At 47.3% G+C, this 15,286-nt stretch carries 9 protein-coding genes; all 9 read left to right on the top strand.

Annotated features, from left to right (window positions below):
* The first annotated feature begins 46 nt into the window (after nucleotides 1–46).
* The 9 genes from AM279_RS05890 (at nucleotide 47) to AM279_RS05850 (ending at nucleotide 15,130) form a co-directional block, all read left to right on the top strand.
* On the top strand, nucleotides 47–1,105 hold the full coding sequence (locus AM279_RS05890) for a LacI family DNA-binding transcriptional regulator (RefSeq protein ID WP_054406823.1): 1,059 nt from the start codon (nucleotides 47–49) through the stop codon (nucleotides 1,103–1,105).
* A gap of 321 nt (nucleotides 1,106–1,426) precedes the next feature.
* On the top strand, nucleotides 1,427–4,600 hold the full coding sequence (locus AM279_RS05885; RefSeq protein ID WP_082344187.1) for a SusC/RagA family TonB-linked outer membrane protein: 3,174 nt from the start codon (nucleotides 1,427–1,429) through the stop codon (nucleotides 4,598–4,600).
* A 27-nt stretch (nucleotides 4,601–4,627) separates the two neighbouring features.
* Nucleotides 4,628–6,157 carry a SusD/RagB family nutrient-binding outer membrane lipoprotein gene (locus tag AM279_RS05880; protein WP_054406822.1) on the top strand — a complete coding sequence of 510 codons (1,530 nt, stop codon included), beginning with the start codon at nucleotides 4,628–4,630 and terminating at the stop codon, nucleotides 6,155–6,157.
* Between the two features lie 58 nt (nucleotides 6,158–6,215).
* Nucleotides 6,216–7,535, top strand: a complete 1,320-nt coding sequence (locus AM279_RS05875; RefSeq protein WP_054406821.1) for a gluconate:H+ symporter — start codon at nucleotides 6,216–6,218, stop codon at nucleotides 7,533–7,535.
* Nucleotides 7,536–7,555: 20 nt separating this feature from the next.
* Nucleotides 7,556–10,216, top strand: a complete 2,661-nt coding sequence (locus AM279_RS05870) for a glycosyl hydrolase 2 galactose-binding domain-containing protein (RefSeq protein WP_236688500.1) — start codon at nucleotides 7,556–7,558, stop codon at nucleotides 10,214–10,216.
* 41 nt (nucleotides 10,217–10,257) lie between these two features.
* Nucleotides 10,258–11,433, top strand: a complete 1,176-nt coding sequence (uxuA, locus tag AM279_RS05865) for a mannonate dehydratase (RefSeq protein WP_201782571.1) — start codon at nucleotides 10,258–10,260, stop codon at nucleotides 11,431–11,433.
* Entirely contained in the window at nucleotides 11,411–12,415 is a 1,005-nt protein-coding gene (locus AM279_RS05860) for a sugar kinase (protein ID WP_236688499.1), read from the top strand. Before uxuA ends, AM279_RS05860 begins: the two co-directional genes overlap by 23 nt.
* Nucleotides 12,408–13,070: a bifunctional 4-hydroxy-2-oxoglutarate aldolase/2-dehydro-3-deoxy-phosphogluconate aldolase gene (locus tag AM279_RS05855; RefSeq protein WP_054406817.1), complete on the top strand. Its 663-nt coding sequence runs from the start codon at nucleotides 12,408–12,410 to the stop codon at nucleotides 13,068–13,070. Before AM279_RS05860 ends, AM279_RS05855 begins: the two co-directional genes overlap by 8 nt.
* A 74-nt stretch (nucleotides 13,071–13,144) precedes the next feature.
* Nucleotides 13,145–15,130: a glycoside hydrolase family 97 protein gene (locus AM279_RS05850; RefSeq protein ID WP_054406816.1), complete on the top strand. Its 1,986-nt coding sequence runs from the start codon at nucleotides 13,145–13,147 to the stop codon at nucleotides 15,128–15,130.
* The last annotated feature ends 156 nt before the right edge of the window (nucleotides 15,131–15,286 follow it).

The raw sequence follows: 15,286 nt of genomic DNA, 5'->3' as shown, positions 1-15,286 counted from the left end.
AATTTAATTTTCAACACTATAGGTTTTTAATTTTCCCCGCCATTAAATGAGTAAGAAGAAGGATAAGATATCAATTAAAGATATAGCTGCTGCTGCGGGTACATCTACCACTACTGTATCGTTTATCCTGAACGGCAAGGCTGATCATAAGGTGAGCCCCGCGCTTATTGAAAAGGTGCTCAAGATAATAGAGGAGAAAAACTACCGTCCCAGTTCACTGGCACAGAGCCTGCGCACCGGTAAAACCAATACCATTGCACTGCTTGTAGAGGATATCTCTAACCCGTTTTTCTCTGGCATAGCGCGGCTTATAGGCGAACGCGCCGCCCGTGAAGGCTACCAGATTGTATACAGCAGTACCGAAAACGACCCTAAGAAAACCGCCACGCTGCTCGACTTTTTTACTGAAAAACAGGTAGATGGCTTTATAATATCGCCCCCGGCCGGTGCGCTGAACGATATACAGGCACTGCGTAAAAACAAGCCTGTAGTGTTGTTTGACCGGTATTTTCCGCAGGCCAGTATGAGCCATGTTGTGGTTGATAACCAAATGAGTGCGTTTCACGGTGTGCGCCACATGATAAACAATAAGTTTAAGAATGTGGGGTGTGTAACGCTGCACTCTGACCAGACGCAAATGACCGGAAGGTTACAGGGGTATAACGAGGCTATGGAGCAGTCAGGCCTGAAAAAATACACCTTAAGTGTTGATTATAAGGCTGATGAGCACGACCGTATAGTGCTTGAAATTGCGAAGTTCTATAAAGAGAACCCCGGTATGGATGCGCTTTTCTTTACCACTAACTACCTGGCTATCCTGGGGCTTGAGGCCATGCAGCGCAGCAACCTTAAGGTGGGTAAGGATTTTGCAGTGATGTGTTTTGACGAGCACGACCTGTTCAGGCTGTACTCGCCGCCTATAACGGTAATTTCGCAACCCCTGGCTGAAATTGCCGAAAACGCCTTTAACGTACTTATTAATGAGATGGAAACGCATTCATCGGCCATTAAGCGTGTGGAAATGATAGAGATACCGGCCACACTGGTAATAAGGCAGTCTACTTCAAACTTCTCAAACTTCAGCATAACCGGATCGGTATTTTAGTAGTAAAAAGTTTTACCTGGCAGGCGCTAAGTGTTAAAATTTTACCATCCTGAAATGCCCGGTTTTAAATTTTAGCGTTAAAAATCCTTAAAAAGTGATAATTACAACGTTTTAGTATTCGCAAAAATTAAGTGCTTAAATTACCCTTATTTAATATCTAAATGTTAATTAGGTGATTTATTTTTTGTTTTATTCTTCAAATCTTTCTTTTTTTTAAAAAATATAAAAAAATGTAAAAATATTTTTTCAGATATGGTATTCCGTTAACAAAAAGTAATATTTTTGGTAAATCGATTTACTAACCTCAATTAACTATAACGTATGAGTAAAACAGTATTCTCAGCAGCCACCCTGCTGCTATTGGCCCAGTTTGGATTTGCCAATAGCAGTTACCACCCCCTCCACGGTGTGAAAGGTATGCCTGCACGTGTTCATGGTAATATATTAGTATCAGAAGACCAACAAACCTTTACGGTATCGGGTGTTGTAACATCTGACCTGGGCGAACCCATAGTAGGTGCCTCTGTTGTGGCCGATGCTACAGGTGCAAGTGCCGTAACTAACGAAAGTGGTGCCTTTACTATTAAAGTACCCGCACAATCGCTTTTAACGGTAAGCTTTGTAGGCTATGCCGAAGTACAGCAGCTTATTACAAAAGACGAGCTGAACCTTTCAATTGTATTGACAGCTTCTGAAACCACGCTTGAAGAAGTGGTGGTTACCGCACTTGGTATCAAGAAAGAAAAGAAAGCACTTGCCTATTCGGTAGGTGAAATAAAAGGTAAAGACCTTACCGAAGCCCGAAGCCCCAACATTGCCAACCAGCTTGCCGGTAAGGTAGCGGGTTTAAATGTTACTACGCCGGCAACGGGTGCTAACGGTGCCAGCCGTATTGTTATCCGTGGTAACGGTTCAATATCAGGTAATAACCAGCCGCTTATTGTGGTAGATGGTATACCTATTAATAACGATAACACCCTTTTTGGTCCGCAGGTGGGTATTGCAAACGGCAACTGGGCCGGTAACGACAGGGGAGATGGTATTTCAAGCCTTAACCCTGACGAAATTGAAAGCGTAAGTGTACTTAAAGGTGCAACTGCTGCGGCGCTTTATGGTTCAAGGGCATCTAACGGTGCCATTCTTATTACTACTAAAGGCGCTAAGGCCGGCCAAAAAGACATGGGGGTTGAAGTAAACGTTAATACCGTAGTAGAAGACCTTCTTATCAATAAATTCAACTACCAGTATGAATACGGTAGCGGTACCGGTGGCGAAAAACCACTAACCGTAGCCCAGGCAAAAACCGGAAGGTTCAGCTGGGGTGGCAGGCTTGACGGTAGCGATGCCATGTTTTATGACGGCGTAATGAGGCCGTATGTAGCCCAGAAAAACAACCTGAAAGACTTTTACGAAACGGGTATTTCTACCACATCATCGGTAGGTATATCGGGCGCTTCAGATAAAACAAGGTATCGTTTTTCATTCAGCAACCTTGATTATAACGGTATCCAGCCCTCTAACACCCTAAACAGGAACAACTTTGCCATTAACCTGAGCAGCGACCTTAGCGATAAGCTTTCTATATTGGTTAACGCCAAGTACGTTACCGAAAAGAACCACAATCGCCCGCGCGTAAACGACTCGCCTGGTAACGCCAACTTTGCCATTACGGCATTGCCAACATCGCTCGGTGTGGGTGTGCTTAGGGATAATAAGTATGACGCTAACGGTTATGAACTTGCGTGGTCTGACAACGTGTATACCCAAAACCCATATTTTGCTGCCGAAGACTTTAAGCAGGACGACCGTAAAAACAGGGTAATAGGCGCTATTGAGCCAAAACTACAAATAACCGACTGGCTGTATGCCAAGGCGCGTTTTGGTATGGACTACTTCAACTATAAAAACCTGATGATAGAGCCTTACGGTACAGCTTATGAGCTTCGTGGTGCTTATATCTTTAGCCAGAGGAATTTCAGGGAATATAATACCGATGTAATGATTGGGCTTAATAAAGACCTTAACGAAAACTGGAGTGTAAGCGGCCTTATTGGTGCCAACAACATGAAACAGGTTACCGAAGCGCTTGACATTAACGCTTATAACTCATTCAACATTCCGTTTTTCTATGATGTGTCTAACATAGACCCAAGTGCGCGCAACACGTTTGAATCGTACATCCAAAAGAAAATAAGCTCAGTTTACGGTAGTGCAGAGGTATCTTATAAAGGCTACCTGTACCTTAATGCCACAGCAAGGAACGACTGGTTTTCAACGCTTTCGCAGGAAAACAACAGTATTTTATATCCGGCAGTGGGTGCAAGCTTTGTAGCAAGTGAGGCATTTACACTTCCGCAATCTATCAACTACCTTAAATTCAGGGGTTCATGGGCGCAGGCCGGTGGGGATACCGACCCGTATAACCTTTCACTACGCTATGCCCTTAACGGTTCTAACCTGGGTGCCCCGCTGGGCTGGATAAGCGGTAACAACGTACCAAACGCTAAACTTAAGCCGTTAACCTCTACCACTTTTGAATTTGGTTTTGAAACCAGGATGTTTGACAGCAGGTTTAATGTAGACTTTACCTACTACAACCGCAAAACAACTAACGACATTGTGGCGGCAACCATATCATCTACATCGGGCTTTAACACGGCGCTGTTTAATGTAGGCGAAATATCTAACAAAGGTGTGGAAGTGCTTGTGGGTGGTACGCCAATCAAGACAGACAATTTCTCTTGGGAAACATCGGTTAATATGGGCTACAACCTGAGTGAAGTGGTAAGCCTTTATGGCGATGCCGATAGGCTGCGTGTAGACCAGGGCAGGTATGGTACTGCGTTTGTAGACCATATTGTAGGCCAGCCTTACGGGCAGATAACCGGTTTTGACTACAAAAGGGACGATGCAGGTAACATTGTGCACGATGCCAATGGTGCGCCAATGCAGGGTAACCTTAAAGATTTTGGAACGGGAGTATCGCCATACACAGTAGGTTTCAGCAATACATTTACGTATAAGAAACTATCATTAAGCACACTTATAGACGGTAAGTTTGGTGGTGTTATGTACAGCGGTACAGAGTCTTACGCCTATCGTTTTGGCCTTTCGCCGGAAACCCTTGTGGGCCGTGAAGGCGGCATAGTGGGCGAGGGTGTTAACCAGGCAGGTGAGCCAAACACGGTAAACACTACTGCCCAGGCATATTGGGGCAACCTGTTTAACAAAGTGGCTACACCTCACATTTATAAGTCAGACTTTATAAAACTAAGGCAGGTAATATTGAGCTACACGTTTGATTCTTTTAACGTTAAGTCATACCCGGTTAAGCTTTCGGTAGGTATTGTGGGCCGCAACCTGGCCATACTTAAAAAGTACACGCCAAATATTGACCCTGAATCAAGCTACAACAACGGCAACGCACAGGGCCTTGAATATGCCGGTACGCCTGCTACCAGGACTGTGGGTGTAAACCTGAACATTAAGTTTTAATATCCTAACATCTTAAAACACTAAGCCATGCTTAAAAAAATATTTTTCCCAATAGTATTGTCTGCGGTAGCGGTATCGTGTACTTCAGATTATGAAAGAATAAACATAGACCCTAACAGGCCTACATCGCTTCCGCTGGATTACCTGCTGAGCGAGTGCGAAATACTGGTGCCTGCATCGCCCGATGCCGGTAGTAAAACCCAGCGTGTAAACTTTGCCAATGCCGGTTGCCTTATGCAACACATGTCCAGCACCGATGCCGGTTTTTATGCAGGCAGCTTTTACAGTTCGGCAAGTAATACCTACACTTTTTTCTTTGATTATACTTACCCTAACACGGTTAAGAACATTGTAAACCTTATTGCCCTGAGCAGCGAAGACCCTAACCAGGTTAATATTAACTCAATGGCCAGGATTCTTAAGGTTATGGAGTTTGTAAGGATAACCGACCTGTATGGCGATGTGCCGTATTTTGAGGCAGGCAGGGGCTTTTTAGACAACAATTTTACGCCAAGGTATGACGAGCAGCAGGACATTTACATGGATATGCTGAACGAACTTCAGGAAGCGGGAGATGCCTTTAACTCTGGCGCTTACATTCCGCCAACAGCAGATTTTATTTATGATGGCGACCTTGAAAAATGGAAAAGGGCGGCAAACAGCATTATGCTAAGGCTGGCGCTGCGCTTACAGAACGTTGACCCTGCATCGGCGCAAAGCTGGGCGCAAACGGCCATATCGCGCGGGTTGATAACTTCTGAGGCAGAAAACATTACCTTCCATTTTGACGGGCAGTCGGGTTCGCAGATAAACACCAACCCTAACTCATACACACTAAGCCCTATAGGTGCTAACGTGGCCAACCTTAACGGCCTGCTTTGGGGTAAAACGTTTATAGATATGATGCACAACAGGCAAGACCCAAGGCTTAGCGTTGTGGCGGCATTAAAAGATGGCAACAACGACCCTGATGTTCAGGTAGGCCTGCCAAATGGTGTTACAGCAAATGAGCTGGCAACACTACCGGTAACTAACCTTGATTTGTATTCAAGGCCTGCGCCGAATATGATTACCGGCAGCGCCCCGTGGATATACATGACCTATGCCGAGTCTCAGCTATTACTTGCCGAAGCCATTGAAAGGGGCTATACAAGCGGTTCTGCCGATGCGGCTTTTGCATCGGGCCAGGCCAGTGCCATTACCCTTGTGGGTGTGTATGGCACAACACCAACTGCCGGCGAAGTAGCTGATTATGCTACGGCAAACCCGTATCCTGCAACCGGGCTTGAGGCTAAGCTAAATGCAATACATACTGAAATTTACCTTATACACGCCGTTACCTTTAACCACATAGAGGCATGGGCAAACTGGAGGCGCACGGGCTACCCGGTGCTGGTGCCGGTAAACCCTGTGGGTAACGAAACAAACGGCACAATACCACGCCGCCTTAAATATTCGCCTACGGAATATGGTGTAAACGGCGAAAACCTGGGCGAGGCCATAACGCGCCAGGGGCCAGATTTGTTTACAACAAGAGTTTGGTGGGATAACAATTAATAACACAGGGGCATTTATATTTGTATAAGTGCCCCTTATCTACAAAAAAAGAAGAAAGATGTCATTACTTATTGTAATAGTTAGTGTGGTAGCGCTGTTGATACTGCTTATAACTAAATTAAAAATAAACCCTTTTATCTCTTTTTTACTGATATCTATTGCGGCGGGGTTTGCCCTTGGCATGCCGGCACAGGCGGTATCAGAATCGGTACAAAAGGGCATAGGGGGTATGCTGGGGTCTATCCTGGTAATTATTTGTATAGGTGCCATGATAGGCAAGCTGGTAGCCGAAAGCGGTGCCGCCCAGGTAATATCAGATGCTATAATGAAGGTATTTGGCCGCAAATACATACAATGGGGCCTGCTGAGCACGGGGTTTATTATTGGTATACCGTTGTTTTATAATGTGGGCTTTGTACTTACGGTGCCCATTATTTTTGCATTGGTATACAAATACAAGCTTCCGGCGGTTTATATAGGGCTGCCCATGCTTGCGGCGCTATCGGTAGCGCATGGTTTTTTGCCGCCGCACCCGTCTCCTGCGGCGCTGGTTACTATTTTTCAGGCCAGTATGGGCAAAACGCTTTTTTATGGCATTATCATAGCCATACCCACCATTATTATTGCCGGGCCGCTGTTTTCGCAAACGGTTAAAAACATAAGGCCTATAGGCGGGCTTACCACTTTTGACAGCGTTGTGCGCCTTTCGGTACTGCCCAGTACGTTCAACAGTTTTTTCTCGGCGCTATTACCTGTATTTTTATTGGCGGCTACATCAACATTATTATTAATTTTACCCGAAGAATCAACCGTAACGGCCGTTTGCCATTTTGTAAGCGACCCTTCTATACTTATGCTTATAGCACTTATTGTGGCTACCTATACCATAGGCCTGCGCATGGGCAGGAGCATTAAGGAAATAATGCGCATTTATGAAGAGGCTATTAAAGAAATAGCTATTATATTGCTTATCATTGGCAGCTCAGGAGCACTAAAGCAGGTGCTTGTAGACAGCGGCGCCAGCGAGCAGATAGGTATGTTCTTTAGCGATTTGCACATACACCCGCTGGTTTTGGCATGGCTTATTTCGGCGTCAATACGTGTGTGTTTGGGTTCGGCTACCGTGGCGGGGTTAACCACCGCCGGTATTATAGCCCCGCTAATGAGCACCTTTAATGTAGACCCGGCGCTTATGGTACTGGCCATAGGTTCGGGCAGCCTTATGTTCTCACACGTAAACGACCCCGGTTTCTGGATGTTTAAAGAATATTTCAACATATCCTTAAAAGACACGTTCCGTTCGTGGTCGCTTATGGAAACCATAGTATCAGTAGCCGGCCTTGTGGGCGTGCTGCTGCTGCACTCTATTATTGGCTAATTATGACTAAACAAACTACTATGCACAAATCATTTGCAGGGCTGCTGCTGGCATTTTTACTGCCGCTTGCAGGCCTGGCTCAAAACGTTCCGCAACAGGTTGAAATCTCCTCAGGATGGCAATTACAGGACATAGCTAAAGTAACCGACGGTGGCGAGAAAATTGCCACCACAGGCTACAACCCCGCAGGGTGGTATACCGCCACAGTACCCGGCACGGTGCTAACAAGCCTTGTAAACAACAAGGTGTATGCAGAGCCATTGTATGGCGAAAACAACCGCCCCGAAATAATATCAGAATACCTGTGCCGCACCTCATACTGGTATAAAACTACGGTTACCGTGCCGCAAAACTATTCGGGTAAAAAAATATGGCTCAATTTTGACGGTATTAACTATGAGGCTAACGTGTGGGTTAACGGCAAAAAAGCCGGTAATGTAAAAGGCGCTTTTGCAAGGGGTGTGTTTGATATTACCAACCTGGTTACCCCGGGTCAGCCGGCAGCTATTGCCGTACTTATTGCCCCGCAGCCCAATCCCGGTATTGCGCACGAACACTGCATTGCCACCGGTATGGGCAAAAACGGGCTGTACAGCTCTTATGACGGACCTACGTTTTTATGCTCAATAGGGTGGGATTGGATTCCTGCAATACGCGACCGCAATTCGGGCATCTGGCAAAAGGTATTCCTTTCGGCTACCGATGCCGTTACCGTTAAAGACCCGTTTGTAGTGACCGACCTGCCGCTTCCGGCAACCGATAAGGCTGCCATAACCGTGCAGGCTACCCTTAAAAACGTTACGCCGCAAAAACAAACCGGCGTGCTTAAAGGCAGCATAGGCAACGTTACCTTCCAGAAAAATATAACCCTTGAGCCAAACAGCGAGGTTATTGCACAGTTTACCCCGCAGGATTTTAAGCAGCTTAACTTTAAAAACCCAAAGCTGTGGTGGCCCAATGGCTACGGCCCGCAAAACCTGCACAACCTGAAGCTGAGTTTTGAACTTAACGGAAAAGTGTCAGACGAAGCGTCTATAAAATTCGGCATACGCGAATATTCTTATGAAGTGCCTACATCTGAGTTTCTTACCATATCGGTAAACGGTGTACAGGTTATCTGCAAAGGCGGTAACTGGGGTATGGATGAGGCCATGAAGCGCGTTACGCCCGAAAGGCTTGAGGCACAGATAAAAATGCACCAGCAGGCCAACTACACCATGATTCGCAACTGGGTGGGGCAAAGCACTAACGAGCTGCTGTATGAAATGTGCGATAAGTATGGACTTATGATTTGGGATGAGTTTTTTCAGGCCAATCCCGGCGATGGCCCTAACCCTAAAGATGTACAATTGTACCTTGACAACGTTCAGGAAAAAATACTGCGCTACCGCCACCATGCCAGCATAGCTGTGTGGTGTGCTCGTAACGAGGGCTTCCCACCAAAGGAAATAGACGATGCGCTTAAGGTAATGCTGGGCAAAACCGATACCAGCCGCCTGTATCAGGCCAGCTCTACCGATGGTAAGGGCGTGCGCTCTCACGGGCCGTACTCGTGGAGGAAACCGGAAGAGTTTTACACTATAGAAGAAGCCTTTAAGACCGAAACCGGCACCATGTCTATACCAACCATAGAGTCGGTTCAGGGTATGATGCCGCAAAAAGACTGGGAAGAAATAAACGACGACTGGGCACAGCACGATTTTGCCAAGGGCGCACAAAAAGGGCATTTATTCCCCGGTATTGTAAGCGACCGCTATGGCAAAATAAAAAACATGGCCGATTTTGTACGCAAGTCGCAACTAGCTAATTATGAGTCTTACCGCGCTATGTATGAAGGCCGTTTTGCCAAGCTGTTTGACCCCGTAACGGGCGTTATTACCTGGATGAGCCACCCGGCACAACCCAGCTTTGTATGGCAGCTGTATCACTATGACCTTGAGCCTAATGCATCGTTATTTGCCGTGCGCAAAGCCTGCGAGCCCGTGCACATTATGTATAACGAAAAAGAAGGCTACATACAGGTGGTAAACAGTACGCCAAATGCCGTTAAAAAGGCTAAGGCGGTGATAACTGTGTACAGCCTTACCGGCGAAAAGCTGCAATCTAACACCCTGGCTGTAGAAGCCGTGCAAAATAAGGCGACTAAAATAGAGGGCTTTACACTGCCGCAAAACCTTTCGGCCACATATTTTATTAAAGCAGAGTTGTTTGATGCCAAAGGCAAACTAATTTCTGATAACTTTTACTGGAAAGGCGCACAGGCCGATAATATGCAGGCGCTTGACACCATGCCGGTTGCCGTGCTTACTGCCACCGCCACAAAACATACCGAAAACGGAAAGCTGTATATAGACGTTACTCTTAAAAACCCGGGCCAAACCCCGGCCGTGCTGGCGCACTTACAACTGCGCACGGCATCGGGTGCAAGGGTTTTACCGGTGTATTATTCTGATAACTATGTATCTTTGGTGGGCGGGGAATCTAAAAAGATAACCATTGAGGCTGCACAGGCACACCTTAACGGCGAAAACCCGCTGATTGTGGTAGATGGCCTTAACGTGGGCATTACCCCAACACAGGCTAACGGAATAGAAGTTAAACTAAACATGAACGCACAGGTAAGCAACTGGCCCGAAACCGGCCTGCCTTTCAGTCCGTTTCACGTAGAAGAGAAAAAATAATATAAATGGAACCAACTAAAAACAACGGCGCCTACCTGAACATGGAACAAACCATGCGCTGGTATGGCCCTAAAGACCCTGTAAGCCTGGCCGACATTCGCCAGGCAGGGTGCACCGGCGTGGTAAGCGCCCTGCACCATATACCTAACGGGCAGGTGTGGACAATTGAAGAAATTAACAAGCGTAAAGATGAGGTGGCTGCCGCCGGGCTGGTATGGAACGTGGTAGAGAGCGTGCCTGTACACGAGGGCATTAAAACCCAAAGCGGCGAGTATCTTACGTATATAGAAAACTACAAACAATCGTTGCGCAACCTTGCGGCGTGCGGCATTTATGTGGTTACCTACAACTTTATGCCGGTGCTGGACTGGACGCGAACCGACCTTGAGTATGAGGTGGAAGACGGCAGTAAGGCACTGCGTTTTGAAAAGGCTGCTTTTGTGGCCTTTGACCTTTTTATGCTGAAGCGCCCCAATGCCGAAGCCGATTATACCGCTGAGGATATTGCCCGTGCCCAAGAGCGCTTTGCCGGTATGGATGATGCGCAGAAACAGCAACTGCAACGCAATATTATTGCAGGCCTGCCGGGCAGCGAGGAAAGCTTTACGCTACAGCAGTTTCAGCAGGCGCTGGATACCTACAAGGGTATTGATGCCCCTAAGCTGAGGCAAAACCTGATTTACTTTTTATCTGAAATTATGCCTGTGGCCGATGAATGCGGGGTTAAGATGGTTATTCACCCTGATGACCCGCCGTATGCCATACTGGGGCTGCCGCGCGTGGTAAGCACGGCAAGTGATATTGAGGCGCTTATAGCAGCCGTACCATCGCTTAATAACGGGCTGTGTTTTTGCACGGGTTCGTTTGGCGTAAGGGCCGATAACAACCTGCCGGAAATGGTAAGGCAGTTTGGCAGCAGGATAAACTTTGTACACCTGCGCAGTACCCGCCGCAATGCCCACGGCGATTTTTATGAAGACAACCACCTGGAGGGCGATGTAGATATGTATGGCGTGGTAAAGGCGCTTGTAGAGGTTATGCACCAAAGGCAAACCCCAATAGCTATGCGCCCTGACCACGGCCACCAGATGCTGGACGACCTTACCAAAAAAACAAACCCCGGCTATTCGGCTATAGGGCGCCTGCGCGGCCTGGCAGAACTTAGGGGGCTTGAACTGGGTATTATAAAAAGCCTTGAAGAACAATATGCAGGGTAAAATACTATGCTTTGGCGAACTGCTGCTGCGCATGTCTCCCCAGGATGACTGGGCGGCACAGGGCGCATTGCCGTTTTACATAGGCGGGGCAGAGCTTAATGTGGCTACTGCATTGGCCAACTGGCAGTTGCCTGTGGGGTATGTAACGGCACTGCCGGATAATTACCTTTCGGATAGCCTATTACAGTATGTGTCATCTAAAAATATAGATGCCGCGCATATATTAAAAACCAATGGCCGGCTGGGTATGTATTACCTTGGCGAAGGCCATGAAATAAAAAGCAGCGGCGTGGTGTATGACCGCGAAAACTCGGCTTTTGCCGGGTTAAAGCCCGGCGATATTGATTGGGATGCTGCTCTAAAAGGCTGTTCGTGGCTGCACCTTAGCGCCATTACCCCTGCACTTAACGCCACAGTGGCAGCTGTGTGTGTTGAGGCGGCTAAAGCGGCGGCGGCGAGGGGCATTACGGTATCGATCGACCTTAATTACAGGCAAAAGCTGTGGCAGTATGGCGTTCAGCCACCGGTAATTATGAATGATATTTTGCCGTATTGCAATGTGGTAATGGGCAATATATGGTCGGCCAACAGCCTACTGGACGTACCCTGCGCTGCCGATGGTACCGAACCGCCGTCTGAACTATTAGAACTTGCCAAACAAAGCATGGCCGGTATTATGCAGCAATACCTCGGTGTACACACGTGCGCGTATACCTTCAGGATGCAGGCTAATTACTGGGCTGTGGCATTGCAGGGTGGCGAAGTGAGTGTATCGGGCGTGTATGATACCGTAAACGCTACCGGCAGGGTAGGCAGTGGCGACTGTTTTATGGCGGGGCTTGTTTATGGGCTGTATACCCAAAACGATGCGCAGTATGCCGTAAGCTTTGCAACCGCAGCCGCTACAGGCAAGCTGTATGAACAGGGCGATGCCACCACACAAACCGTAGATGACGTTACTAAAAGAATGACAAATGGATAAAAACGCGATAATTACCACCATAAAAGAACAGGGGCTTTTGCCACTGTATTACAATGACAACCCTGAAGTTTGCGTGCAGGTTGCCCGCGCGCTGTACAGGGCAGGGGTGCGGTGCATTGAGTTTACCAACCGAGGCCCACAGGCATTGCCAAATTTTGAGGCATTGGTAAACGAACGTGCTAACATGCCCGGGCTGTTACTGGGTGTGGGTACTATTGCCATTGCTGAAGAGGCAGAAGCCTTTACCAAAGCCGGTGCCGATTTTTTGGTCAGCCCGTTTTTTGATGAGGGTGTGAGCCGTTTTGCCAGCGATAACAACATACTGTGGATGCCGGGCTGCATGACCCCGACGGAGATACACACCGCGCGCCTGGCAGGGTGCTCGGCCATAAAGCTGTTTCCCGGCAATGTGCTGCAACCGGGCTTTTTACAGGCCATAAAGCCGTTGTTTAAAGGCCTCGACTTTATGGTTACCGGCGGCGTGCAGGCTACCGAAGAAAGCCTTGCCGCATGGCTGGGCAGTGGTGCAGCTGCCGTGGGTATGGGCAGTAACCTTATTACGGCTGCCGTTACCACAACCGGCGATTATGTCACTCTTGAGGCCAATACCACAACCGTGCTGGGCCTCATCAATACCATTAAAAGTAAAAATTAAGTTTAGGTTATTAAGGTTCCCGACACGTGACGCAGGGAACCTTTTTAGTATAGCCAAACCATAAACCAAACCAAATGAAGAAAATACTACTGTTGCTGTGCCTGGCGTTCGGCTGGGCGGCATTTGCACAAAAATCAAACGACTACAAACTGGCCTCGCCCGATGGTAAACTACAGGTGGGCATTTCGGTTACCGATAAAATTACGTGGACTGTTTCTCACGGAAGTGATGTGGTACTGGCGCAGTCGCCCATGTCGCTTACGCTGGAAGGCGGTGAGGTACTGGGTAAGTCGGCTACGGTTAAAAGCGCCAAAACGGCACAGGTTAACACCACGTTTGCCACACCGCTGTATAAAAAGAAACAGGTACAGGATTACTACAACAGCCTGGTGCTTACGTTTAAAAATAACTTCAGTATAGAGTACCGTGCCTATAACGATGGTGTGGCGTACCGTTTTATCACCGCAAGGAAAAAAGATATTACCGTAAAAAGCGAGGAAGCTGTGTTTAACTTTACGGCCGACCACAACACGTTTGTGCCTTATGTGCGCGATTTACGCAACCCGAAGGATATGCTTATCTCATCGTTTGAGGCGCTGTATGAAAACCAGAAGGTATCTGCATTTAAGAAAGACACGCTGGCGTTTTTACCGTTTCTGGTAGAAGTTTCGCCTAAGAAAAAAGCGGTGTTTCTTGAGGCGGGGCTTGAGCATTACCCGGGCCTGTTTGTATCGCAAAACGGCGGTAACAGCTTTAAAGGCGTGTTTGCAGGCTATCCGCTGGAGGAAGTGAATGGCGGTTTTCATGATATTAACATGCTTGTTACCAAACGTGCCGACTATTTGGTGAAAACCAAAGGCACGCGCAGCTTCCCCTGGAGGATAGTGGTGGTGGCCGAAAACGACAAAGACCTGGCCAATAACGATATGGTGCAGAAGCTTTCTGACCCATCAAAAATTAAAGATGTAAGCTGGATTAAGCCCGGCAAGGTAGCATGGGACTGGTGGAACGACTGGAATATCTACGGTGTTGATTTTAAGGCGGGTATTAACACGGCTACCTACAAATACTATATTGATTTTGCATCGGCAAACAAGGTGGAATATGTGGTGCTGGATGAAGGCTGGAGTATTGAGAATAACATTATGGAGCACAACCCCGATGTGAACCTTACCGAACTTATTGCCTATGCAAAGCAACGCAACGTGGGCATTATACTGTGGGCCTCATGGATGGCCGTACACGAAAAAACCGACGAAATATTTAAGCATTATGCCGATATGGGCGTTAAGGGCTTTAAGGTGGATTTTATAGACCGAGACGATGCCAAGATGGTACAGTCTATTTACACCATTGCAGAGAAAGCCGCCAATCACAAGCTATTGATAGACTACCACGGCATGTACAAGCCTACGGGTATTCAGCGTACGTGGCCTAACATCCTGAATTTTGAAGGCGTTAAGGGTATGGAAAACAACAAATGGACACCGGATGACGATGTACCAACGTATGATTGTACCATTCCGTTCATCCGTATGATGGCGGGGCCTATGGACTACACCCCGGGCGCTATGGACAACACCACTAAGAAACAGTTCAGGTCGGTTGGCAGTAAGCCAAAAAGCCAGGGCACGCGTTGCCACCAGCTGGCACTGTACACCATTTTTGAGGCACCACTGCAAATGATGGCAGACAGCCCTACGGCTTACAAAAAAGAGCAGGAAAGCACTGATTTTATTGCCAAAATACCAACCGTGTTTGATGAAACTGTAGCGCTTGACGGCAGCGTGGGCAACTATGTATCTGTCGCACGAAAAAAAGGCAGCAACTGGTACCTGGGCGCTATAACCAACTGGACGGCAAGGGATATTACCATAGATTTCTCGTTCCTTGAAAAAGGCAAGACCTACAAGGCCGAGATTTTTAAAGACGGCGTAAATGCCGATAAGGCTGCGGTTGACTACAGGCGCGAAACGGTTACGGTAACATCGTCTACAAAACTAACGTTTCACCTTGCTGAGGGCGGCGGGGTAGCGGCGGTTATTGTACCTCAGAATTAGATTGTTGGATTGTTGGATGATTCGACTGTTGGATGATTCGACTGTTGGATGATTCGACTGTTGGATGATTCGACTGTTGGATGATTCGATTGTTGGATGATTCGATTGTTGGATGATTCGATTTTTTGACATTAGAGTATAAGATTGTTAGAATTT

This window comes from Flavobacterium akiainvivens (genome assembly GCF_001278115.1).
In the GTDB taxonomy this organism is placed as follows: Bacteria; Bacteroidota; Bacteroidia; order Flavobacteriales; family Flavobacteriaceae; genus Flavobacterium; species Flavobacterium akiainvivens.
The sequence above is the reverse complement of the archived record's forward strand: the minus strand, read 5'-3'. Positions and strand labels throughout refer to the sequence as shown.